Origin of the sequence: Microbacterium sp. SORGH_AS_0969, from assembly GCF_030818255.1 — a bacterium.
In the GTDB taxonomy this organism is placed as follows: domain Bacteria; phylum Actinomycetota; class Actinomycetes; order Actinomycetales; family Microbacteriaceae; genus Microbacterium.
The window spans coordinates 22,838-46,753 of sequence record NZ_JAUTAG010000001.1; the positions used below are offsets into that span (position 1 = coordinate 22,838).

16 protein-coding genes and 2 pseudogenes are annotated in these 23,916 nt (G+C 70.2%); 7 read left to right on the forward strand and 11 right to left on the reverse strand.

The features are described 5' to 3' along the window. Positions 1-187: 187 nt before the first annotated feature. The 3 genes from infB to nusA form a co-directional block, all read right to left on the reverse strand. A complete protein-coding gene (gene infB, locus QE388_RS00100) occupies positions 188-2,989 on the reverse strand; it encodes a translation initiation factor IF-2 (protein WP_307381970.1) in 2,802 nt (933 codons plus the stop codon). A gap of 93 nt (positions 2,990-3,082) precedes the next feature. Next, positions 3,083-3,334 (reverse strand): YlxR family protein, encoded by a 252-nt coding sequence (locus tag QE388_RS00105; RefSeq protein ID WP_275796524.1) that lies wholly within the window; start codon positions 3,332-3,334, stop codon positions 3,083-3,085. A 32-nt stretch (positions 3,335-3,366) separates the two neighbouring features. Next, positions 3,367-4,356 carry a transcription termination factor NusA gene (gene nusA / locus QE388_RS00110; RefSeq protein ID WP_058597057.1) on the reverse strand — a complete coding sequence of 330 codons (990 nt, stop codon included), beginning with the start codon at positions 4,354-4,356 and terminating at the stop codon, positions 3,367-3,369. Positions 4,357-4,535: 179 nt separating this feature from the next. On the opposite strand from nusA, the gene QE388_RS00115 reads away from it, so the two are divergent. Together QE388_RS00115 and QE388_RS00120 are read left to right on the forward strand one after the other, a co-directional pair. Beyond that, complete coding sequence (locus QE388_RS00115; RefSeq protein ID WP_275796520.1) at positions 4,536-4,775, forward strand: AbrB/MazE/SpoVT family DNA-binding domain-containing protein; 240 nt, start codon at positions 4,536-4,538, stop codon at positions 4,773-4,775. After that, positions 4,772-5,203, forward strand: a complete 432-nt coding sequence (locus QE388_RS00120; protein ID WP_275796518.1) for a type II toxin-antitoxin system VapC family toxin — start codon at positions 4,772-4,774, stop codon at positions 5,201-5,203. Before QE388_RS00115 ends, QE388_RS00120 begins: the two co-directional genes overlap by 4 nt. Before the next feature lie 28 nt (positions 5,204-5,231). Here QE388_RS00120 and QE388_RS00125 read toward each other — a convergent pair whose 3' ends face one another. Further along, a complete protein-coding gene (locus tag QE388_RS00125) occupies positions 5,232-7,727 on the reverse strand; it encodes a glycogen/starch/alpha-glucan phosphorylase (RefSeq protein ID WP_307381975.1) in 2,496 nt (831 codons plus the stop codon). Positions 7,728-7,820: 93 nt separating this feature from the next. Then, on the reverse strand, positions 7,821-9,656 hold the full coding sequence (locus QE388_RS00130; RefSeq protein WP_307381977.1) for an alpha/beta fold hydrolase: 1,836 nt from the start codon (positions 9,654-9,656) through the stop codon (positions 7,821-7,823). A 78-nt stretch (positions 9,657-9,734) separates the two neighbouring features. Here QE388_RS00130 and QE388_RS00135 point away from each other — a divergent pair, with 78 nt between their 5' ends. Beyond that, positions 9,735-10,544, forward strand: coding sequence for a DUF1206 domain-containing protein (locus QE388_RS00135; protein ID WP_275796512.1), 810 nt, complete (start codon positions 9,735-9,737; stop codon positions 10,542-10,544). Between the two features lie 6 nt (positions 10,545-10,550). Here QE388_RS00135 and QE388_RS00140 read toward each other — a convergent pair whose 3' ends face one another. Together QE388_RS00140 and QE388_RS00145 are read right to left on the reverse strand one after the other, a co-directional pair. Further along, positions 10,551-11,372 (reverse strand): aldo/keto reductase, encoded by an 822-nt coding sequence (locus QE388_RS00140; protein ID WP_275796511.1) that lies wholly within the window; start codon positions 11,370-11,372, stop codon positions 10,551-10,553. Between the two features lie 118 nt (positions 11,373-11,490). Then, on the reverse strand, positions 11,491-13,287 hold the full coding sequence (locus QE388_RS00145) for a proline--tRNA ligase (protein ID WP_307381979.1): 1,797 nt from the start codon (positions 13,285-13,287) through the stop codon (positions 11,491-11,493). A 152-nt stretch (positions 13,288-13,439) separates the two neighbouring features. On the opposite strand from QE388_RS00145, the gene QE388_RS00150 reads away from it, so the two are divergent. Beyond that, entirely contained in the window at positions 13,440-14,270 is an 831-nt protein-coding gene (locus tag QE388_RS00150) for an NADH:ubiquinone oxidoreductase subunit 4 (chain M) (protein WP_307381982.1), read from the forward strand. A gap of 90 nt (positions 14,271-14,360) precedes the next feature. Beyond that, a pseudogene (gene pcp / locus QE388_RS18500) lies at positions 14,361-14,994 on the forward strand (pyroglutamyl-peptidase I). Between the two features lie 10 nt (positions 14,995-15,004). On the opposite strand, the gene QE388_RS00165 reads toward pcp, so the two are convergent. Next, positions 15,005-16,189, reverse strand: coding sequence for a benzoate/H(+) symporter BenE family transporter (locus tag QE388_RS00165; RefSeq protein ID WP_307381987.1), 1,185 nt, complete (start codon positions 16,187-16,189; stop codon positions 15,005-15,007). Positions 16,190-16,256: 67 nt separating this feature from the next. Next, positions 16,257-17,408 (reverse strand): flavodoxin-dependent (E)-4-hydroxy-3-methylbut-2-enyl-diphosphate synthase, encoded by a 1,152-nt coding sequence (gene ispG, locus QE388_RS00170; RefSeq protein ID WP_275799337.1) that lies wholly within the window; start codon positions 17,406-17,408, stop codon positions 16,257-16,259. Positions 17,409-17,612: 204 nt separating this feature from the next. On the opposite strand from ispG, the gene QE388_RS00175 reads away from it, so the two are divergent. Continuing rightward, a complete protein-coding gene (locus QE388_RS00175) occupies positions 17,613-19,511 on the forward strand; it encodes an anthranilate synthase family protein (RefSeq protein ID WP_307381989.1) in 1,899 nt (632 codons plus the stop codon). Positions 19,512-19,633: 122 nt separating this feature from the next. Here QE388_RS00175 and QE388_RS00180 read toward each other — a convergent pair whose 3' ends face one another. Beyond that, positions 19,634-20,950 (reverse strand): RIP metalloprotease, encoded by a 1,317-nt coding sequence (locus QE388_RS00180; RefSeq protein WP_307381991.1) that lies wholly within the window; start codon positions 20,948-20,950, stop codon positions 19,634-19,636. 87 nt (positions 20,951-21,037) lie between these two features. On the opposite strand from QE388_RS00180, the pseudogene QE388_RS00185 reads away from it, so the two are divergent. Next, a pseudogene (locus tag QE388_RS00185) lies at positions 21,038-22,697 on the forward strand (Mur ligase family protein). A gap of 127 nt (positions 22,698-22,824) precedes the next feature. Here the strand turns inward: QE388_RS00185 and dxr are convergent. Then, complete coding sequence (gene dxr / locus QE388_RS00190; RefSeq protein WP_307381994.1) at positions 22,825-23,907, reverse strand: 1-deoxy-D-xylulose-5-phosphate reductoisomerase; 1,083 nt, start codon at positions 23,905-23,907, stop codon at positions 22,825-22,827. Positions 23,908-23,916 lie beyond the last annotated feature (9 nt).

Below are 23,916 nucleotides of genomic sequence, written 5' to 3' on the forward strand. Positions count from 1 at the left end.
AGTACGAGTGCCCCCGTGGCTCATCGCCGGGCGGGAGTCCCGTCACGGGCAGCCGCACCAGCGTAGGCCGGAGGGGGTGTGCATCTCCACGAGCATCGGGGTAGGGGCCCCGCTCTGCTCGGGGAGATGCACACCCCCGCAGGCCGAAGCGGGAGCCGCGCACAGTGGCGCGACTCCCGCACGACGATCAGCCTCGCGGCTTCTCGACGAGTTCCGTCGTCTCGATCTCGTCGCCGATCTGGATGTCGTTGAACTTGCCCAGACCGATACCGGCCTCGAAGTCCGTACGCACCTCGGTGACGTCGTCCTTGAAGCGACGCAGCGACTCGATCTGCAGGCCGTCGGCCAGCACGACACCGTCGCGGATGACGCGAGCCTTGGCGTTGCGCGTGATCGTTCCCGACCGCACGATGACACCGGCGATGTTGCCGAACTTCGAGGAGCGGAACACCTCGCGGATCTCGGCGACACCCGACTGCACCTCTTCGAACTCCGGCTTGAGCAGGCCCTTGAGCGACTGCTCGACGTCGTCGATCGCGTTGTAGATGACCGAGTAGAACCGCACGTCGACACCCTCGCGGGCGGCACGCTCACGGGCCTTCGTGTCGGGACGGACGTTGAAGCCGATCACGATCGCGTTGTCGATCGTGGCCAGGTTGATGTCCGACTCGGTGATCGCACCCACACCGCGGTGGATGATGCGCAGCTGAACGCTGTCGTCGACCTCGATTTTGAGCAGCGACTCTTCGAGGGCCTCGACGGCACCCGACACGTCACCCTTGATGATGAGGTTGAGCGACTCGACCTTGCCCTCTTCGAGAGCACGGGTGAAGTCCTCGAGCGAGATGCGCTTGCGGGCCTTGGCCAGCTGGGCGTTGCGCTCGGCGGCTTCGCGCTTCTCGGCGATCTGGCGCGCGGTCCGGTCTTCTTCGGTGACGATGAAGACGTCGCCGGCGCGGGGAACCGAGTTGAGACCCTGCACCTGCACGGGACGCGACGGGTAGGCCTCTTCGACCGCTTCGCCGTTCTCGTCCATCATCGCGCGGACACGGCCGTACGCCGTTCCGGCGACGATCGCGTCGCCGACGCGCAGCGTTCCGGACTGGATGAGCACCGTGGCAACCGAACCGCGGCCCTTGTCGAGCTTCGCTTCGATCGCGACACCACGAGCGGCCTTATTCGGGTTGGCCGTGAGGTCGAGGCCGGCGTCGGCGGTCAGGAGCACGGCGTCCAGGAGCTCCTGGATGTTCGTGCCCTGGCGAGCCGAGACGTCGACGAACATGACGTCGCCGCCGTACTCCTCGGCGACCAGACCGTACTCGGTGAGCTGCTGGCGCACCTTGGCCGGGTTGGCGTCGGGCTTGTCGACCTTGTTCACCGCGACCACGATCGGCACGTTCGCCGCCTGGGCGTGGTTCAGCGCCTCGACCGTCTGGGGCATGATGCCGTCGTCGGCCGCGACCACGAGGATCGCGATGTCGGTCACCTGCGCACCACGGGCACGCATGGCGGTAAATGCCTCGTGACCCGGGGTGTCGATGAAGGTGATCGCGCGCTCGATGCCCTCGTGCTCGGTCCAGATCTGGTACGCACCGATGTGCTGCGTGATGCCGCCGGCCTCGCCCGCGACCACGTTGGTCTGGCGGATGGCGTCGAGCAGTCGCGTCTTACCGTGGTCGACGTGGCCCATGACGGTGACCACGGGAGGACGGATCTCGAGGTCGTCCTCGCTCTCGGCCTCCAGCTCGGCGTCGAGGTCGAGACCGAAGCCCTCGAGGAGTTCTTTGTCTTCGTCCTCGGGCGAGACCATCTGGATCTTGTAGCCGAGCTCGGCGCCGAGAACCTCGAAGGTCGCCTCGTCGAGCGACTCGGTCGCGGTGGCCATCTCGCCCAGGTTGAACAGAATGGTCACGAGCGTGCCGGGCTGCACGGTGTAGCCGCGCAGCGCCTCGAGCTTGTCCGCGAAGTCTGCGATGGACGCACCGCGACGCAGGCGGATGATCTCGCCGTTACCCTTCGAGACGTTGACGCCGCCGACGACCGGCGCCGACCGCATCTCGAATTCCTGCCGCTTCGCCCGACGCGACTTACGCTGCTTGGACTTGCCGCCGCCCTTGCCGAAGGCACCCGCGGTGCCACCGCCGGGACCACGGCCACGGCCACCGCCGCCACCGGGACGACCGGCGAAACCGCCGCCGCCGGGAGCACCGCCACCGGGGCGCTGGAAACCGCCGCCGGCACCGCCGGGACGACCGGGACCGCCGGGACGCTGCTGGAACGGAGCGCCGGGACGACCGCCGCCACCGGGACGACCGGCGCCACCGGGACGCGGGGCGCCGGGACGCGGAGCACCGGGACGCGGCGCCTGCGGACGCGGGATGTTGCCGGGGGTCGGACGCTGGCCCATGCCCTGCGCCGAGGCGAAGGGGTTGTTGCCCGGACGGGGGCCGGCGGGACGCTGGCCCATTCCCTGCGAGGAGGCGAAGGGGTTGTTGCCGGGGCGCGGGGCACCGCCGCCCGGGCGCGGAGCCTGGGGGGTGTTGCCGGCGGGACCGGGCTTCGGCGCGGTGGAGCCGGGGCTCGGCGGCGAGGACGGCGTCTTCGCTGCGGGAGCCGCGGTCTTCTCGGCCGGAGCCGAAGGCGCGGGAGTGGATGCCGCGGGAGCGGCCGCTGCGGGAGCGGCCGGGGCGGCGGGCTTCGCGGGTCCGGGCGTCGGGCCCGAGGGACGCGCGCCGGGGGTCGCCGCGGGACGCGCGGGACCGGGGCGGGCACCGGAGCCGGGGCGCGCCGCGGGCGCGGCGGGCTTGGCGTCCGAGGAACCGGAAGAGCCCTCGGCCGCCAGGGCGGCGCGGAGCTTACGAGCCACGGGGGGCTCGATGGTGGATGAGGGGCTCTTGACGAACTCGCCGAGCTCCTTCAGCTTCGCAAGCGCGACCTTGCTGTCGACGCCGAGCTCGGAAGCGATCTCGTGCACGCGTGGTTTTGCCACAATTCTCCTGTCTGAGGGCCTACCCCGGACAGGGCAGACCGTTAGTTGCGGACGGGTCTCATTTCGAGCCGTTCACTTCGTGTCCATAGCCGTTCAGCCTTTTCGCTGGAGGGTTGATTCGAAGGTCTGCGTGTCAAGCGGGCCTGACACACGCAATGCTCGTACGAAGGCGCGACGCGCGAGAGCTTTTCCCACGCAGGCGTCCGTCTCGTGCACCCACGCTCCCCGCCCGGGCAGGACCGCTCTCTCGTCTCTGACGAGGACCGACCCGTCCGCGACCACACGCAGAAGCGAAGATCGGGGGGCGCGTGCGCGGCATCCGACGCACGTTCGTACAGGTTCCATCGTACACCTCGCCGTCGCGCAGCGACGGCGGCTCAGTTGTCTTCGAGGATGCTGTCGGGCTGGATGTCGATCTTGGCGCCGGTGAGCTTGGCGGCGAGGCGCGCGTTCTGCCCTTCCTTGCCGATCGCCAGCGACAGCTGGTAGTCGGGGACGAGAGCGCGCACGGCCTTGGTCGACGCGTCGAGGACGAACGACGAGGTGACCTTGGCCGGCGACAGCGCGTTCGCGACGAAGCGGGGCAGTTCGGCGTCGTAGTCGATGATGTCGATCTTCTCGCCCGCGAGCTCTTCGGTGACCGCGCGCACGCGGCGTCCGAGCTCGCCGATGCAGGCACCCTTGGCGTTGACCGTCGGGTCGTTCGCCTTGACGGCGATCTTCGAGCGGTGACCGGCCTCGCGGGCCAGCGACACGATCTCGACCAGGCCTGCGGCGATCTCGGGCACCTCGAGGGCGAAGAGCTTGCGGACGAGCCCGGGGTGGGTGCGCGACACGGTGATCTGCGGACCCTTGTTTCCCTTGGCGACCGAGGTCACGTAGACGCGCAGGCGCGAGCCGTGCGCGTAGGTCTCGCCGGGAACCTGCTCCTCGGGCGGGAGGATCGCCTCGACCGTGCCGAGGTCGACGTGCACCATGCGGGGGTTGGGACCCTGCTGGACGACACCCGCGACGATGTCGCCCTCTTTGCCACGGAACTCGCCCAGAACGGCGTCGTCGGCGATGTCGCGCAGACGCTGGCTGATGACCTGCTTCGCGGCGAAAGCGGCGATGCGGCCGAAGTCGTCGGGAGCCTGCTCCTCTTCGCCGATGACGGCGCCCTCTTCGTCGGTGACGGGCGTGAAGATGCCCACGTGACCGGTCTTGCGGTCGAGCGAGGCGCGTGCGCCGGCGGGGATCTCGCCGCTGGGCGAGATGTGCTTGGCGTAGGCGGTGAGGATCGCCTGCTCGATGATGCGCGCGAGTTCGTCGAAGGGGATCTCCTTCTCGCGTTCGATCGTCTTCAGAAGTGCGAGATCGATGTCCACAAGGCCCTCCGTTGTTCAGCTTTCGTCGGCGCGACCGGCGCCGACAACCCTCCTACGATACCCGGGATGCCATGCACCTCGCGAGCGCATCGGACCTACGGATGCCATCGCACAGGTGTTTCGGAGGCGACTCCCTTGCCCGGCGGACGCATATGGGATCACAATGGTATCGTTTTCCCATGGAGCTCACGATCGACAGCGGGGGACGCATCGTCCTCCCGAAGGCGCTTCGGGATGTGTACGGACTCCTTCCCGGCACGGTGGTCGATGTGTCGGCATACGGCAGTGGCCTGCAGATCACCCCCGGAGGCCGCACCGCGCACCTCGAGCGCGACGACGATGGCCGGCTCGTTTCACGCGGCAACACCCCGGTGACCGACGAGGTTGTGTCGGCGCTGCTCGACAGCGGCCGTCGATGAGGCCGTCGGATCGGTCGACATCCCCGATCGCCGTCGACACGAGCGTCGCGGTCCCCCTCCTCGTCCGCTCGCACGAAAACCATGAGCGCGTGCGCGCGTGGGCGCGCGGTCGAGAGCTTCGCCTGAGCGGCCACGCCGCGATCGAGACGTACTCCGTCCTCACGCGCCTGCCGGGCGACGCCCGTGTCGACGGAGCCGACGCCATCACCGTCATGGATGACAATTTCGGCGATCCGCTCACGCTCTCCCCCGGCGAGGCGGCGTCAGCCCACCGCGATCTCTCCGGCTGCGGCATCGCCGGCGGAGCAACGTATGACGGTCTCGTCGCTCTCGCCGCACGTGTGCACACGATCCCCCTTGCAACGCGCGACGCCCGCGCGCGCGGCACCTACGAAGCGGTGGGCGTAACAGTCGAGCTCGTCGTCTGACCCCCGGGGCCGCGGCATCCGGAACCCTTCAGCTGACCGGCGTCGCGTGCCAGATGCGGTCGAGGTAGTCGCGCATCGCGCGGTCGGACGAGAAGTATCCGCTGCGCGCGACGTTGAGGATCGCGGAGCGCACCCAGCCGTCCTGATCGGCGTAGGCCGCGTCGACCCGGTCCTGCGCGTCGAGGTACGAGCGGAAGTCCGCGAGCGCCATGAACCGGTCGTCGTAGAGGAGGTTGGACACGAGCGGCTCGAATACCGAGCGGTCTCCGTCCGAGAACGCCCCCGACGCGATCAGGTCGATCGCACGGCGCAGCTCGTCGTCTTCCTGGTAAAAGTCGGCGGGACGATACCCCTCGGCCCACAGCGCCTCGACCTCGGGCTCGCTCATGCCGAAGAGGAAGAAGTTGTCGTCGCCCACGAGCTGGCGGATCTCGACGTTCGCACCGTCGTCGGTGCCGATGGTGAGCGCGCCGTTGAGGGCGAGCTTCATGTTGCCGGTGCCGGACGCCTCTTTGCCGGCGAGCGAGATCTGCTCCGACAGGTCGGCGGCCGGGATGATGCTCTCGGCGAGGGTGACGTTGTAGTTCGCCGGGTAGAGCACCTTCAGCTTGCCCTGCACGCGCTCGTCGGCGCTCACGACGTCGCCGACGGCGTTGATGAGGTGGATGATGCGCTTGGCCATGCCGTAGCCCGGAGCCGCCTTGGCACCGAAGAGGAAGGTGCGCGGCTGCACGGCATCCACATCCAGGCGACCCGAGACGATGCCCTCGTAGGTGCTGACGATGTGCAGCACCTTGAGCGTCTGGCGCTTGTACTCGTGCAGGCGCTTGATCATGACGTCGAGCAGGTGACCGTCGTCGAGCGGAGCTTCGCCGCGCGCCTCGAGCACACGGCTCAGGCGCCGCTTGTTCGACGCCTTCACGGCCGCGAAGCGCTCGCGGAAGTCGGCGTCGTCGGCGAGGGCCTCCAGACCCCGCAGGCGCTCGAGGTCGACGGTCCAGCCGGCGCCGAGCGCCTCGGTGATGAGCGCCGACAGCTCGGGGTTCGCAAGACGCAGGAAGCGGCGGGGAGTGACGCCGTTGGTGACGTTGGTGAACTTGTCGGGCCACATCGCGGCGAAGTCCTTCAGGACGTTGTCGCGCAGGAGCTGCGAGTGCAGCTCGGCGACGCCGTTGACCTTCGAGCCCGCGACCGTGGCGAGGTACGCCATGCGCACCGAGCGCGAGGGGTGCTCGCCGATGATCGACATGTTGCGGATGAGCATCTCGTCGTCGCCGAAGCGCTCGCGCACCTCGAGCAGGAACTCGTCGTTGATGCGGTAGATGATCTCGAGGTGCCGGGGCAGCAGGCGGCCGAGCAGGTCGACCGGCCAGACCTCCAGCGCCTCGGGCAGCAGCGTGTGGCAGGTGTAGGCGAAACACTTCTGGGTGATGGCCCACGCGGCATCCCACTCGAGCTTCTTCTCGTCGACGAGCACGCGCATCAGCTCGGGCACACCGATCACGGGGTGCGTGTCGTTGAGCTGGAAGATCACGCGCTCGGGGAGCTTCTCGAGGTCGAAGTCGGCGGGGAGCACGTTCTCGATGAAGTCGGCGATGGATGCCGCGACGAAGAAGTACTGCTGCTGCAGACGCAGCTCCTTCCCCTGGGGCGTGGAGTCCTCGGGGTAGAGCACCTTGGAGATGTTCTCGGCGAAGGTCTGCGCGCGCACGGACTCGACGTAGTCGCCCGAGTTGAAGGTATGGAGGTCGAAGGCGTTCGTGGCGACCGCGCGCCACAGGCGCAGGGTGTTCACGCGGCCGTTGTGGTACCCGGGGACCATCATGTTGTACGGCACGGCGAGCACGTTCCACTCGGGAACCCAGCGGCTGCGCGTGACCCCCTCGTCGTCGTAGGTCTCGGTGTGGCCGGCGAACGAGATGGTCTGCGCGGCCTCGGGGTGGGCGAAATCCCACGGCGAGCCCATGCGCGTCCACGCGTCGGGCTGCTCGATCTGCTGGCCGTCCGCGAAGCTCTGCCGGAAGATGCCGTACTCGTACCGGATCCCGTACCCGATGGTGGGAACGCTCATGGTCGCGAGCGAGTCGATGAAGCAGGCAGCCAGGCGGCCCAGTCCGCCGTTGCCCAGACCCGGCTCGATCTCGACGGCGCGCACGGCGTCGATGTCGATACCGCACTGCGCGAGAGCCTCGGTGGCGATGTCGGTCAGACGGGCGGCCAGGAGGTTGTTGTCGAGCTGACGCCCGAGCAGATACTCCGCCGACAGGTAGCAGACGGTCTTCGCCTGCTGCGTCTTCTGCTTCGCCCGGTCGTCGAACCAGCGCGCCATCAGGTAGTCGCGCACCGTGTAGGCGAGAGCGAGGTACTGGTCGTTCACGTCGGAGGTCGACAGCGTCACGCCCTGGTCGAAATTCAGATTCTGGAGGAACTGCTTCGTGAAGCCGTCGACGGACGCCGCGGGGGCGACGACGGGCGCGATGGCGAGCGGGTGGGTCGGGCGGAGCTCTGACGTGTTCTCGGGCACCCCTCGACCGTAATCAGTCGCGCGCTGCCCTGCCAAGACGGCAATGGCTCTGACACATGATCTTCACCCGGACGCCGTATTGCGCGCCCCGGGTCAACGCAGGCCGCACCCGTCGACGACCTGCGGCTTGCGTTCGATGAGGTTCTTGGTCCAGTCGTAGAGCACGGGCAGGAAGCGCGACTTCGGCTGGATCGGACGCAGGTGGCCATAGCCCGCGTAGCTCGCCCATCTCACGGGCTGTCCCTCGGCGCAGAGCTTCTCGATGTACTCGCGCTGGAGTCTCGGCGCGATGACCTCATCGTCCGCTCCCCACGCCACGAGCATCGGCGTGCCCAGCGGCTCGGTCATGGCGTTCTCCTCGAGGCGCCGACCCAGAGCGCCGTCGGTGAGATCGGCGTTGTAGAGCGGCCGGTCCTCCGAGACGCCCAGGGCCGTGAGGACGGACACGACCACACCCGGTTCGGTGGGGCACCGCTGCGTCATCTCGAGCACGATCGAGCGCGAGCCCTCGGCGATGTAGTCGTCGAGGTGGACGTCGGCGTAGGTCTCGGAGTACGGCACCAGCACCCACGACGTGATGACCGAGAGCATCGCGTTCGGCGGACCCGAGAGCAGTTCGCGCGCGAGGGCGGGCGGGTCGGCGACCGGTGCGACGACCGCGGTTCCGAGCACGTCGATGCCGGGGGCGTAGTCGTCGGCGATCGCGGTGGTCCACAGAGCCGCGTGCCCGCCCTGGGAGTGCCCCCAGACCACGGTGTCGGGCGAGAGGGTCAGGTCGCTGCGGAGTTCGGCCGTGGCCAGCACCGCGTCGAGCGACGAGCGGGCCTCACCCTTGCCGATGAGGTACGGATAGGCGCCGGGGGCGCCCTGTCCCGAGAAGTCCGACGCGACGACGACCCATCCGGCCTTCAATGCCTGCTCGAGTGCGGGGATCGCCCAGCGGGTGGCCGTCGAGTCGCGCAGGCTCGGCGCGCAGCCCTGAGCGACCCCGGTCGTGCCGTGATTCCAGATGATCACGGGGCGCGGTCCCAGCGGAGGATCCTTGGGGGTGATGACCATGGCGCTCGCCACGGCGGGGCGGCTCACGGCATCCCGTGTCGTGTAGAGGATCCGCGTGACGTCGCCGTTCTGCGGGGCGCGCCAGGGCGAGGCGGCGGAACGGATCAACCGTCCGTGGCCGCTCGGCACCTCGGCGGGCGGGTTGTAGAACGCGTCGACCACGGGGGCACCGTCGTGCAGCCAGTCGTTGAGCCACCACCCTCCGGCGGCGGTCGCCACGAGGACGAGCGAGAGCGCGTAGCGGCCGACGGCGGTCCAGCGGGCGCGGCGCCGACGGCGACGGACGGCCTGGTCGGCGTCGAACGGCGTCGCTCGCGGACGACGACGGATGCCGGCCACCCCGCGCCCGAAGACCCCGACTCCGAACACGATGGTGCGCACACCGAACACGACGGCCAGCACCAGCACGGTGACATCCGGCCAGGTGAACGACAGCACTCCGAAAGCGATCTGCGCGATGCCCCACGCGAGCGACAGCACCCGAGCGCTGACCGCGCCGCCCGTGACGGCCCGGCCGACCGAGGCCAGCCCACCGATCACCAGGAGAACGGCGAGGACTGACGGCAACAGTTCGAGGCTGCGCCCCAACCACACCAGGACGGCGACGCCCGCCACGATCCAGGCCACGGCGACGGCCCGCGCCCACCACCTCGTCGACCGGCCGAACAGTTCGAACACGCCCATGACCACGGCGCTCGCGCCGACGTACACCCCGAGCAGCACGATCGAGGTGAGGGGTCGCGAGACGATGAGCGCGCCGAGCAGCACCACCACGGCACCGACGACGAGCAGGACACGCGGCGGCGCGTTGCGCGTGAGCGCGGGAAGGGCGTTCCACCGACGCACGAACGGTCGGCGGGAAGCGGGCATCAGGCCATGATAAACAGCGCCTCGGACGCCACGCGCAACCGGCTGTCTTTCCAGACGCGGAGCGCATACGGTTCCGGGATGCCGTCCTCCGCCCGCTCCGCCGCTCGCGAGGCCGAGGCAAACCCCGCGTTGCGCGTCGCCGCTCGGGCGGGCTACGTGGCCAACGGCATCCTGCACCTGCTCGTGGGCGGCCTCGTTCTCGCCGTGGGCTTCGGTGCGGCCGAAGACACGGACCAGACCGGTGCCTTTCGTGCGGTGGCTGCCCTGCCGCTGGGCGCCGTCGCGCTCTGGGGTCTCGCGGCGGGACTGGTCTCGCTGGGCGGGTGGCACCTGCTGCAGGCGATCGCGCCGCGCGGGCTGTCCGGGCGCAAACGTATCGCGCGCATCGCGGCCGAGGCACCGCAGGGCATCGTCTTCGTCGTGATCGGCGTGATCTCGGCGGCGGTCGCACTCGGTGCCCGACCGCACGCGGAACAGACCACGGAAGACCTCAGCCAGAGCGTGCTCACGCTCCCGATCGGCGGGTTCGTGCTGGGAACGGCGGGGCTGATCGTCGCGGGAGTCGGTGTCGGCTTCGTGTGGATGGGCGTGCGACGCTCCTTCCACGACAAGGTCCGCATCCCCGAGGGCGCGGCGGGACACGCGCTGAGCGCCCTCGGCGCCGTGGGATTCGTGGCGAAGGGCATCGCCCTCGGCGTGGTCGGCGTGCTGGTCACGATCGCGGCCATCCGCGTCGAACCCGACACGGCCGGAGGGCTGGACGGAGCCGTGTCGGCGCTCATGGCCCTGCCCGCGGGGCCTCTGCTCGCGGCCCTCGTGGGCCTCGGCTTCCTCGCCTACGGCGTCTTCACCGTCTTCCGCGCGCGCTACGCGCGCCTCGACGTCTGACCGGCCTCAGTCCAGCGACGGATCGCGGCCCGTGCGCTCACCGGTGTCGAGAGCGGCGATCGCGGCGTGGTCGTCGGCATCGAGGGTGAAGTCGAAGACGTCGCCGTTCTCGCGGATCCGCTCCAGCGCCACCGACTTCGGGAAGACCACGAGTCCGCGATCGAGGTGCCAGCGCACGACGACCTGCGCGGGGGTCTTGCCGTAGCGCGCGGCGATCCGCGCGAGGGCGGGTTCACCGAGCAGACCACCCCGGGCGAGCGGGGCCCATGACTCGGTGACGATCCCGTTCGCGGCATCCCAGTCGACGAGCTCGTTCTGCGGGAAGCGGGGGTGCAGCTCGATCTGGTTGACGGCCGGGAGGACGCCGGTCTCGTCGCGCAGGCGCTCGAGGTGCGGGATTGCGAAGTTGCTCACGCCGATCGAGGTCGCCCGCCCCTCCTGCTGCAGGCGGATGAGAGCGCGCCAGGTGTCGACGTAGCGGCCGGCGCTGGGGATCGGCCAGTGGATGAGGTACAGGTCGACACGGTCGAGGCCGAGGCGTCGCGCACTCGCGTCGAAGGCGCGCAGCGTCTCGTCGAAGCCCTGGTCGTCGTTCCACACCTTCGTCGTCACGAAGACGTCGTCCCGGTCGAGACCCGACGCGCGCAGTCCCTCCCCCACCTCGGTCTCGTTGCCGTACAGGGCGGCCGTATCGATATGGCGGTAGCCGGCGGCGAGCGCGCCCTCGACGAGGCCGGCGGTGAGATCCGCGGGCACCTTGTACGTGCCGATACCGAGCTGAGGGATCGTGGAGCCGTCGCGGAGCGACAGGCGAGGGGCCGAGATCATGGCATCTACGCTACCGATGCCGAGCACCGCGGGGACGACGAAACGGCACCCCTCCCGGCGGATGCGGGACGGATGCCGTCTCGGTGAACGTCAGCGCGTGAACGTCGGCGCGTGAACGTCAGCGCGTGAGCGCCGCCAGGGCATCGGCGACCGGAAGGGTCTCGCGCTCGCCCGTGCGGCGGTCCCACAGCTCGACCTGACCCTCGGCGGCGCCGCGGCCCACGATGAGGATGCGCGGGATGCCGACGAGCTCGGCGTCGCCGAACTTCACGCCGGGCGAGACCTTGGGGCGGTCGTCGTAGAGGACGTCGAGGCCGGCGGACTCGAGCTGGTCGGAGACGGATGCCGCGAGCTCGAACGCCGCGGCATCGCGCCCGGTGGCCACGACGTGCACGTCGAACGGCGCGACCGACGCCGGCCAGATGAGGCCCTTCTCGTCGTTGTTGAGCTCGGCGATGATCGCGAGGATGCGGGTGACGCCGATGCCGTACGAACCCATCGTGACGGTCGCGAGCTTGCCGTTCTCGTCGAGCACCTTCAGGCCCAGGGCCTCGGCGTACTTGCGACCGAGCTGGAAGACGTGGCCGATCTCCATGCCGCGTGCGAGTTCCACGGGGCCCGAGCCGTCGGGGGCCGGGTCGCCCGCGCGCACGGTCGAGATCTCGACGAAACCGTCGCCGACGAAGTCGCGGCCGGCGACGAGCGAGTGCACGTGCTTCTGGTCGATGTTCGCACCCGTGATCCACGCGGTGCCGTCGACCACGCGGGGGTCGAGCACGTAGCGGATGTTCGTCGCCGACTTCTCGCCCAGCACGGGACCGGTGGGCGACCAGGGGCCGATGTAGCCCTTGACCAGCAGCGGGTTCTTCGCGAAGTCGGCCTCGGTCGCGGCCTCGACCTCGGCGGGAGCGAAGGCGACCTCGACGCGCTTGTCGTCGACGTCGCGGTCGCCGGGGAGGCCCACGACGACCAGCTCTCGCGTGCCGTCGAGGTGCGTGAGGGCGAGGACGACGTTCTTCAGCGTGTGCGCGGCGGTCCACTCGGTGGCCTCGGCGGTGGCCGGGCCGGCGATGCCGGGGGCCGGGGCGTCGAGGTGCGCGTTCGCGTGATCGACGAGGGTCGCGATCGTCGGGGTGTTCGGCGAGTCGAAGACGACCGGCGCGGGCTGCCCCTCGACGGCGAGCGGTTCCGGGGCGACGGTGGTGAACGCCTCGACGTTGGCCGCGTATCCGCCGGCCGAGCGCACGAACGTGTCCTCGCCGATGGGGGTCGGGTGCAGGAACTCCTCCGACTTCGAGCCGCCCATCGCGCCGGCGTCGGCGGCGACGATGACGTACTCGAGGCCCAGGCGCTGGAAGATGCGCTCGTAGGCATCGCGCTGCGCCTGGTACGAGGCATCCAATCCGGCATCCGTCGCGTCGAACGAGTACGCGTCCTTCATCGTGAACTCGCGGCCGCGCAGGAGGCCGGCGCGGGGGCGCGCCTCGTCGCGGTACTTGTCCTGGATCTGGTAGATCGTCAGGGGGAGGTCCTTGTACGACGAGTACAGGTCCTTCACCAGGAGCGTGAACATCTCCTCGTGGGTGGGCGCGAGCAGGTAGTCGGCGCCCTTGCGGTCCTGCAGGCGGAACAGCGCGTCGCCGTACTCTTCCCAGCGTCCGGTGACCTCGTAGGGCTCGCGGGGCAGCAACGCCGGGAAGTGCACCTCGAAGGCACCGGCGTTGGCCATCTCTTCCCGCACGACGGTCTCGATCTTCGCCTTGACTCTCAGACCGAGAGGCAGCCACGCGAAGATGCCCGGGGCGTTACGACGGATGTAGCCGGCGCGCACGAGCAGGCGGTGGCTCGTGACCTCGGCATCCGAGGGGTCTTCGCGAAGCGTGCGGAGGAAGTAGCTGGAGAGACGGGTGACCACGATCATCGAGTCTAGAGCGCCCCGTCTCACCGAGGTGCGGCGAGCACCACCGCTGCCGCCGCGCGCCGCTGGGCACCCGTCATGCCCCGGCCACGAGCTTCACCCTCGTGCGAGCACCTTGTATCCGCCCCGCCTGCCCCTATGGTGAGGGCGTGCAACCCCGTTGGATCGCCCTCATCGCCAGCGGCGTCGCCCTTGTTCTCGGCCTGTTCTTCTGGGGGACGACCGGCATCGTCGTCTGGTCCATCAACCAGGCGCAGAACACCACGGCAGGACTCACGCAGCACGACGCTCCCCCGCCGGACACCGACGACGACTTCGCCATCGCCGAGGTCTACGAGGTGGCTGCCGACGGCACGCTCTCGCCCGAGCCGACGCCCGACGCCGCCGCGGTCTGGGCGGAGATCGAGCGCGTGTTCACACCGCGGGTCGCCGCGACCCGGATCAGTCAGTTCAAGGTCGGCGACGACGCCTCCAGCGACACGATGGCCTGGGTCTCACGCGAAGACGTCCCCGAGTACTGGACGTTCGCGGCGAACCTCGCCTACGCGGGCGACGACGAGTCCTGGCTCGCGACCCTCGTGCACGAGTACGCCCACGTGCTGAGCCTCGGGCCCGAATCGGTCGACTCCTTCGCCGAGACGTGCGACACGATGTGGACCGGTCAAGGGTGCCTCCTGCCCGAGACGGCGCTTTCCGCCTTCTCCGACCGGTTCTGGAGCGCCTATGCCGACGCACCCGCGGCCGACAACGACGACGCCGACGTCGCCGATGAGTTCTACGCCGCCCACGAGGACGACTTCGTCGACGCCTACGCCGCCACCAACGTCACGGAGGACTTCGCCGAGAGCTTCATGACGTACGTGATGGAGGACGAACCGGCCGGCGGTGGAGTCGTGTCCGACAAGCTCCGCTTCTTCCGCGAGTACCCGCCCTACATGCTCGTCCGTGAACGGCTGCGAGCCGAGTTCGACTTGGGCTGACCGCCGCCGTCACCCCCGCGAGACACCGAGGGCTCGCGCACAGGCGCCGTCGCTCGAGCCGGGGTCAGCAGCGCGACGTAGCCTGGACCGATGACCACCGTCCTCCTCACCGGATTCGAGCCGTTCGCAGGCGACACCAGCAACCCGTCCGGTGATGCCGTCCGGATGGTCGAGAAGCGCTGGACAGGCGACGAACGGCTGGTCGTCGAGGTCTTGCCGGTCGCGTTCGAAGAGTCGGCGGCTCGGCTCCGGCACCTCATCGACGAGCATCATCCCGATGTCGTGATCGCCACGGGCCTCGCGGGGGGACGCGCGCAGGTCACCCCCGAGCGCGTGGCGATCAACCTCGCCGACGCCCGCATTCCCGACAACGACGGTGCGCAGCCGGTCGACCCTCCCCGTGGTCGAGGGCGGTCCGACCGCCTACTTCGCGACCCTGCCCGTCAAGGCGATCGCGGCGGCGCTGAGCGACGCCGGCATTCCGGCCGCGGTGTCGCACTCGGCGGGGACCTTCGTGTGCAACCACGTGATGTTCACCGCCCTGGATGCCGCCGAACCCCACGTGCGCGCCGGCTTCGTACACGTGCCCTCTGCGCGCGAGAGCGCCCCCGAGGGCGTGGCATCCCTGCCTTTCGACGACATCGTGCGCGCCGTCGAGCTCACCGTGCGCACCGCCCTCGACGTGCGCGACGACCTCGCCTCCCCGGCCGGCACCCTGCACTGACGGCGGGGGCTCAGGCCGCGCGCCGCCCGAGGTGCAGGACCGTCCGCACGATCAGCCCCGCCACCAGCGCCCAGAAGGCCGCGCTGACGCCCGCGATGGCGATTCCGGATGCCGCGATGAGGAACGTCACGACCGCCGGGGTCCGCTCGCCCGGATCGTCGATCGCCTGCTGCACGGCGGAGCCGAAGGCCGCGAAGAGCGCCACGCCCGCGACGGCCGGGATGACCCCCGCGGGGGCGAGCAGCACGATTGCGGCGAACGCGGCCGACAGCGCGCCGAGCACGAGGTAGGTGCTCCCGGCCGAGACTCCCGCCACCCAGCGTCGCTTCGGATCGGGGTGCGCGTCGGGGCCTGCGGCGATAGCCGCGCTGATCGCGCCCAGGTTGATCGCGTGTCCCCCCGCGGTGGCCGCCAGCATCGAGCCCGCACCGGTCACGAGCATCGCCGGACGCCACGGGATCGTGTAGCCGAGGCTGCGCATGACCGCGACCCCGGGCACGTTCTGCGACGCCATCGTCACCACGAAAAGTGGCAGGGCGACCCCGACGACAGAGCCCACCGTGAGCGTCGGGGCGGTGAAGGCGAACTGCGGCACGAGGGTCGCGGCATCCAGGTCCGCTCCGGTGCGCGCCAACGAGACGGCGACCACGACGATCGCCGCGACGAACGCGAGAGGCACCGCCCAGCGCGGGAGCAGACGGGATGCCACGAGCCACACGATGAGCACGGGCGCCACGCCCCACGGGTCGGCGACGAGACCGAGGAACGGCTGGATGCAGAGGGGGAACAGGACGCCCGCGAGCATCGCCTGCGCGATCGACGGCGGAATGCGCGCGATCAGCGCCCCCAGCGGCGGGAAGAGGGCGGTGCACAGGATCAGCGCACCCGAGACGAGGAAGCCGCCGACGACCGCGGGCCACCCGCCCTCGACGGCACCGGTAGCCGCGAGCAGCGCGACACCGGGGGTCGACCAGGCGATCGTGATCGGCATCCGGTAGCGCCAGGCGAGGAGGATGCACCCGACCCCGACCATGAGCGTGACGGCGAGCAGTCCGCTCGCCGCCTGCTCGGGCGTGGCCCCGACGGAGCGAAGACCCGTGAGCACCACGGCGAACGTGCTGGTGAAGCCGACCAGGGCGGTCACCACACCAGCGATGAGGGGACGGGCGAGGGAGGCGTGCGAAGTCTCGATCATGAGACTCCCGACGCTAGCGGAACGGCAGTGGTCCACTCGCGCTCGCGCGGACCACGCGATGCCTCGATCAGGCCGTGATGACCTGCGCCGTGCCGGGAGCCGCGTCGGGACCCATCTCGTCGGCGAGGCGGTTGGCCTCTTCGATGAGCGTGCGGACGATCTCGGCCTCGGGCACGGTTTTGATGACCTCGCCCTTGACGAAGATCTGGCCCTTGCCGTTGCCCGACGCGACACCGAGGTCCGCGTCGCGCGCCTCACCGGGGCCGTTGACGACGCAGCCCATGACGGCCACGCGCAGCGGCACCGTCATGTCCTTCAGGCCTTCGGTGACGTCGTCGGCGAGCGTGTAGACGTCGACCTGCGCACGACCGCACGAGGGGCACGACACGATCTCGAGCTTGCGTTCGCGCAGGTTGAGCGACTGCAGGATCTGGTGGCCGACCTTGACCTCTTCGGCCGGGGGTGCCGACAGCGAGACGCGGATGGTGTCGCCGATGCCCTCGGAGAGCAGGATGCCGAAGGCCGTCGCGCTCTTGATCGTGCCCTGGAACGCCGGTCCCGCCTCGGTCACGCCGAGGTGAAGCGGCCAGTCGCCCCGTTCGGCGAGCAGGCGGTAGGCCTTGACCATGACGATCGGGTCGTTGTGCTTGACCGAGATCTTGAAGTCGTGGAAGTCGTGCTCCTCGAACAGCGACGCCTCCCAGACGGCGCTCTCCACAAGCGCCTCGGGCGTGGCTTTGCCGTACTTCTCGAGCAGGCGGCGGTCGAGCGATCCGGCGTTCACGCCGATGCGCAGCGACACACCCGCAGCCTTCGCGGCGGCGGCGATCGCGCCGACCTGATCGTCGAACTTGCGGATGTTGCCGGGGTTCACGCGCACCGCACCGCAGCCGGCGTCGATCGCCTGGAAGACGTACTTCGGCTGGAAGTGGATGTCGGCGATGACCGGGATCTGGCTCTTCTTCGCGATGATGTGCAGCACATCCGCGTCGTCCTGCGACGGAACGGCCACGCGCACGATCTCGCAGCCGGATGCCGTGAGTTCGGCGATCTGCTGGAGAGTGGCGTTGATGTTCGTCGTGGGGGTCGTCGTCATCGACTGGACGCTCACGGGGGCGTCGCCGCCGACGAGCACCTTGCCGACCTTGATCTGACGGGTCTTGCGACGAGGCGCGAGGACCTCCGGCACGCGGGGCATCCCGATGTTCACTGCAGGCACGCGACCAGCCTACGCCGCCACACCTCCTCGGGGGCTGAGGGCGCTCTGTGATAGGTTCGGCGCCATGCGCGCGTATACCGGCTGGTGGCCCACCGTCTAGGCGGTGAGCACGCGTGCGACAGACCGCCCTCCCTCGGGATCGGGGCGGTCTTCGTGTTTTCCGGCGGCCGTTCCGGACCCTCGATCACAGACGGAAGTACTTCGATGACCGGGCCCGACCCCTCTTCCCTGATCCACGACCTCCTCAGCGGCACCGCCCCGTTCGCCCTGATCGCGCGCGACGGCGCGACCGTCGAGGTCCTCACCGGTGACGTCGTCGACGTCGATCTGCTGGGCGACATCCCCCTGACGGATGCCACCGGCACCGCGCGCGAAGTCCTCGCCCTCGTGCCGTTCCGGCAGGTGCGCGAGCGCGGGTTCGTCTGCCATGACGACGGGGCGCCGCTGCGGTGCCTCGTCGTGGACGAGCGCGTCTCGCTCGATCGCGCCGAGACCGTGGCATCCCTCCCCTCCTCCCCCGTCCCGCTCGCGGACGCGGGCTTCGACATCGCCGACGAGGAGTACGCCGACATCGTGCGGCGGGTGATCGCCGACGAGATCGGCCGGGGCGAGGGGGCGAACTTCGTCATCCGTCGTGACTTCGTCGCCGGGGTCGACGTCGATCCGCGCGTCGCGGCGCTGACGTGGTTCCGCGCGCTGCTCGAACACGAGATGGGCGCGTACTGGACCTTCGCGGTGGTCACCGAGGGGCACATCGCGGTCGGCGCGAGCCCCGAGGCGCACGTGAGCGCCAAGGCGGGCATCGTGACGATGAACCCCATCTCGGGCACCTTCCGTCACCCCGCGGGCGGTGCGACGGCCGAGACCCTTGCCGAGTTCCTCCGCTCGACCAAAGAGACCGAGGAGCTCTTCATGGTCGTCGACGAGGAGCTGAAGATGATGAGCGCCGTGTGCAGCGACGGCGGACGCATCACCGGCCCGCACCTCAAGGTGATGTCGCGCCTGACGCACACCGAGTACATGCTCCGCGGGCGCAGCGACCTCGACCCGCGCGACATCCTGCGCGAGACGATGTTCGCGCCCACGGTGACCGGCTCCCCCATGCAGAACGCCTGTACGGTCATCGCCCGGCACGAGACGACGCCCCGCGGCTACTACTCGGGCGTGGCCGCGTTGTTCACCCCGACCGGAGCCACCGAGGGCCCGACGCATGATCTCGACGCGCCGATCCTCATCCGCACGGCCTACCTCGTCGACGGTCGCCTGCGCGTCCCCGTGGGTGCCACGCTGGTGCGTCACTCCGATCCGTACGGCGAGGTCGGCGAGACCCACGGCAAGGCCGCAGGTGTCCTCGGGGCGATCGGGGCGATCCCCCGCGACAGCGCGCCGGCTGCTCCCCCGTCCGCCGATCCCGACGCCCCGACGGCCCCGCTCCTCCCACTCGCCGAGGATCCCGCGATCGCCGAGCTGCTGGCATCCCGAAACGACCGTCTCGCGCCGTTCTGGATGAACCCGCAGGATCCCGACGGCTCGGGTCCGTTCGCGGGACGCACGGCTCTCGTCGTGGATGCCGAGGACCGCTTCACCACGATGCTCGCGCACCAGCTGCGCCACCTCGGGCTCGACACCCGGATCGTGCACTGGTCCGAGGTGACCGACGCCGAGCTCGACGCGGCCGACCTCGTCGTCTCGGGCCCGGGCCCGGGTGACCCGCGCGACGACAGCCCGCGGATGGCGGCGATGCGCCACGTCGTCGGCCGCCGACGCGCGGCCGGTGCGCCGCTGCTCGCGGTGTGCCTGAGCCACCAGATCCTCGCCGACTCGCTCGGGATCGACCTGCGGCCCCTGGCCCGGCCGCACCAGGGCCTGCAGAAGACCGTCGACGTGTTCGGCGAGCCCGCCTCGATCGGCTTCTACAACACCTTCACCGCCCGCGCGCCGGAAGCGACTCCCGAGGAGGTCGAGATCGCCGCGGATGCCGAGACGGGCGACGTCTACGCCCTGCGGGGCCCCGGATACGCGAGCGTGCAGGGGCACCTCGAGTCGATCCTGTCGCGCGACGGCATGCGCACGCTGGAGCGGTTGATCGCTCACGTCCTCTGACGTTCCGGTCCCTTCGACAGGCTCAGGGACCACCCGGGCAGGGGTGCCTGAGCCCGTCGACGCCCCTCGACCCGCGCGGCCCAGGTGGCTGAGCCCGTCGAAGCCACCGGGACCACGCGACGCTAGAGCAGCTTCACCGGATTGAAGATGTCGGCGAGGAACAGCACGCTGCCCACGCCCACCAGCAGGATGACGACGACGAAGGTCACGGGCACCAGGCGCGTGGCATCCACGGGCTTGGCAATCCGCCCGCGGGCGCGCGCGACGAGCTTCTTCAGCCCGTCCCAGAGCGCCACGACGACATGCCCGCCGTCCAGGGGCAGCAGCGGGATCAAGTTGAACGCGAACAGGGCGATGTTCAGTCCGCCGAGGAGCAGGACGATCTGCTGCACGCGTTCGAGGATCGGAGCGTTCACCGCGGCGATCTCGCCCGCCATCCGGCCGGCGCCGATGACGCTCATCGGGCTGTCGGCGTCTCGCGGCTGACCAGTGATCGTGTCGACGGCGACGTCGTAGACACGCACCGGCAGCTGCGACATGATCGTCGCGACCTGTCCGATGTACTGACCCGTCGCCTCGACTCCGGTCCAGATCGGCTGCGGCTCGAACGCGATCTGCGGGCTGAGGCCGGCGAACCCGATCGTCTCGTACTCGGGGGCGCCAGAGGTATCGGTCACCGGCTGGCCCTGCGCGTTCGTCACCGCCCGGTCGGTCGGCTGCGGGGTGAACTGTACGGTCTGCTCCGCGCCGTCTCTCTCGATGACCATCGACAGGGGCTTGCCGGGAGACGCCTGGATGATCGCCGCCGCCTCGTTGAAGGTCGAGACGGGGGTGCCGTCGATCGAGATCATCGTGTCGCCCGGCTGCATCCCCGCCGCCTTGGCGGGCGCGACCGGGTCGGACGGCTCGCAGTCCTGCCGCTGCTGGCTCGCGGGAATGACGCACTCCGAGACCGACACGACGGTCGTCGTCCCCTGTTGGATGCCGATGCCGCTCAGCGCGATCGTGAACAGCACGACCGCGAGGACGAGGTTCATCGCCGGCCCGCCGAGCATGATGATGATGCGCTTCCACACGGGCAGCCGGTAGAAGGCGCGATCGTCGCCCCCGATGAGCGTCTCGGCGTTGGCATCCCGGGCGTCCTGCACCATCGTGGCGAAGAACCGCGACCGCCGTTTCGACGGCTCCTCACCCTCGGGAGCGGGCGGATACATGCCTGCCATCGAGATGAAGCCGCCGAGGGGCAGAGCCTTGAACCCGTACTCGGTCTCGCCGATCCGGCGCGACCACAGCGTCGGCCCGAAGCCGATCATGTACTGCCCGACCCGGACGCCGAAGATCTTCGCCGGCAGAAGGTGACCCATCTCGTGCAGCGCGATCGAAACGGCCAGTCCCACCACGAGCACGAGGACGCCGATGAGGAACGCGATGACAATCACCCGCCGACGATACCGCCGCGCTCCTTTGAAGCGCCCGTGCGGCGGCGATGCCCTGTCTGTGCGAGACCGGATGAGACAATGGACGGGATGCCGACCGACGCTGCCCCGAACCTCCCGCCCGTGCTCCGGCCCGAGCGTCCGCCCCAGCGCGACCTCGCCGAGCTCGCCCGCCGATTCGGCGTCCGCACCGTCGGGGAGGTCGAGGGGACGACCCTCACGGGCATCACGCTCGCGACCGCCGATCTGCGCGCGGGCGAGGCCTTCGTCGCGATCCGCGGCGTGAACCGGCACGGGGCGGAGTTCGCCGCGACCGCCGCCGAGCGCGGAGCCGTCGCCGTGATCACCGACGCCGACGGCGCTGACATCGCGGCATCCACGGGTCTTCCGACCGTCGTCGTCGACGATCCGCGTGCGCTGCTGGGCGACCTGTCCGCGTGGGTGTACGGCACCGGCCCTGACGACGCACTCCCGCAGCTGTTGGCCACGACCGGCACCAACGGCAAGACGAGCGTCTCGCACCTGCTCGAGGGGATCCTCGGTCAGCTCGGCGTCGTCACGGGCCTGTCGTCGACGGCGGAGCGCCACATCGCGGGCGAGGTGATCGTCTCGCGGCTCACTACCCCCGAGGCATCCGAGTTCCACGCCCTTCTCGCCCTCATGCGCGAACGCGGCGTCGAGGCGGTCGCCGTCGAGGTGAGCGCGCAGGCGCTCACGGCGGCACCGCGTCGACGGACTCGTGTTCGACGTCGCGGGTTTCACCAACCTCACGCACGACCACCTCGACGACTACGCCGACATGCGCGAGTACTTCGAGGCGAAGCTGCCGCTCTTCCGGGCCGACCGCGCGCGCCGCGGCGTCGTCTGCCTGGATTCCCCCGCCGGTGCCGAGATCGCCGCGCGCGCCGAGATCCCCGTCGTCACGATCGTCACCCCGGCCATCGCCTCGGATCCCGCCGCCGACGCCGACTGGACGGTCGACATCGTCGACGAGCGGCAGGAGGGCACCGAGTTCACCCTCCGCGCCCGTGACGGTCGGACGCTCACCACCGTCGTTCCGGTGATCGGTCGGCACATGGCCGCCAACGCCGGCCTGGCGATCGTGATGCTGCTCGAGACCGGCTACGCGTGGGAACGCCTCGTCGACGCCCTCGACGGCGGCCGCATCGATGCCTCACTCCCGGGGCGCACGCAGCTCGTCTCCGGCCCCGAGGGCCCGGCGGTCTACGTCGACTTCGGTCACTCCCCCGACGCGTTCGAGAAGACCCTTGCGGCGGTCCGCCGGGTGACCCCCGGCAAGGTCGTCATGCTCTTCGGCGCCGACGGCGACCGCGACGCCACCAAGCGCCACGACATGGGGCGCACGGCTGTGCTCGGCAGCGACATCCTCGTCGTCACCGACCACCACCCCCGGCACGAGAATCCGGATGCCATCCGCGAGGTCCTGATCGAGGGTGCGCGCCGCGCGCGGCCTGACGCCGAGATCCTCGAGTTCACCCCGCCTGAGCGCGCGATCCTCGAGGCCGTGAGGCTCGTGGGCGAGGGCGACGCGATCCTGTGGGCCGGCCCCGGACACCAGGACTACCGGGACATCCGTGGGGTCCGCACGCCCTACTCGGCGCGCGAGCTCTCCCGGCGCGCGCTGCGCGCCGCCGGGTGGGCGGTGCCAGAGCCGCAGTGGCCCGTGCCCTACCCGACGGACCGCACGCCGTCGTCCGACCCCGGGCGCCCGGTCGACTTCCCCGCCTGAGACGGCAGCGCCGCGTCACGCCTCAGCCACCCGTCGCGAGGTGGCTGAGCCCGTCGAAGCCACCGGAACCCACGTCCGCCCGGTCCCTCCGACAGGCTCAGGGTCCCCCGCACGCGGCTCGAGGCGGTCAGCGCGCCGCGATCACGGCATCCGCCGTCCGACGAGCCCAGACCTCGGCGTCGGCAAGCGATTCGCGCGTGAGCGTCGCGGGTGCCTCGTGACGGTCGACGACCTCTTCGATGATCTCGAGGATGCCGAGGAAGCTCAGACGCCCCTCGTGGAACGCATCGACGGCCTGCTCGTTCGCGGCGTTGAAGACGGCGGGGTAGGTCGCCCCGGCCTGACCGACCTTCTTGGCGAGCGCCACCGACCCGAAGGCCTCCTCGTCGAGTGGCTCGAAAGTCCACTGGCTCGCGGTCGTCCAGTCGAGCGGCGCCCCGACGCCGGCCACGCGGCGCGGCCAGTCGAGGCCGAGGGAGATCGGCAGACGCATGTCGGGCGGCGAGGCCTGCGCGATCGTCGATCCGTCGACGAACTCGACCATCGAGTGCACGATCGACTGCGGATGGACGGTGACATCGATGCGGTCGTACGGCACGTCGAAGAGCAGATGCGCCTCGATGACCTCGAGCCCCTTGTTGACCAGCGTCGCCGAGTTGGTCGTCACGACGCGTCCCATGTCCCACGTGGGGTGCGCGAGCGCCTCGGCGGGCGTGACGCCCCGCAACTGCTCGCGCGAACGACCGCGGAAAGGGCCTCCGGATGCCGTGAGCACCAGCCGGCGCACCTCGTGCGCCTCTCCGGATCGCAGCGCCTGCGCGATCGCCGAGTGCTCGGAGTCGACCGGCACGATCTGGCCCGGGGCGGCGAGCGCGGTGACGAGGTCGCCGCCGACGATCAGCGACTCCTTGTTCGCCAGGGCGAGGGTGCGCCCCGCTTCGAGAGCGGCGATGGTGGGACCGAGTCCCACCGAGCCCGTGATGCCGTTGACGACCACGTCGGCTTCGACGTCGCGGATGAGCTGCTCCGCCTCGATCGCGCCGAGGGCGACGTGCTCAACACCGAACGCCTGCGCCTGCGCCTCGACCCCCGCGCGATCGGAACCGGCGGCGAGGCCGACGACCTCGAAGCGGTCCGCGTTCGCGCGGATGACGTCGAGCGCCTGCGTGCCGATCGAACCGGTGGAACCGAGGAGGAGGACGCGGCGCATCCCGCCAGC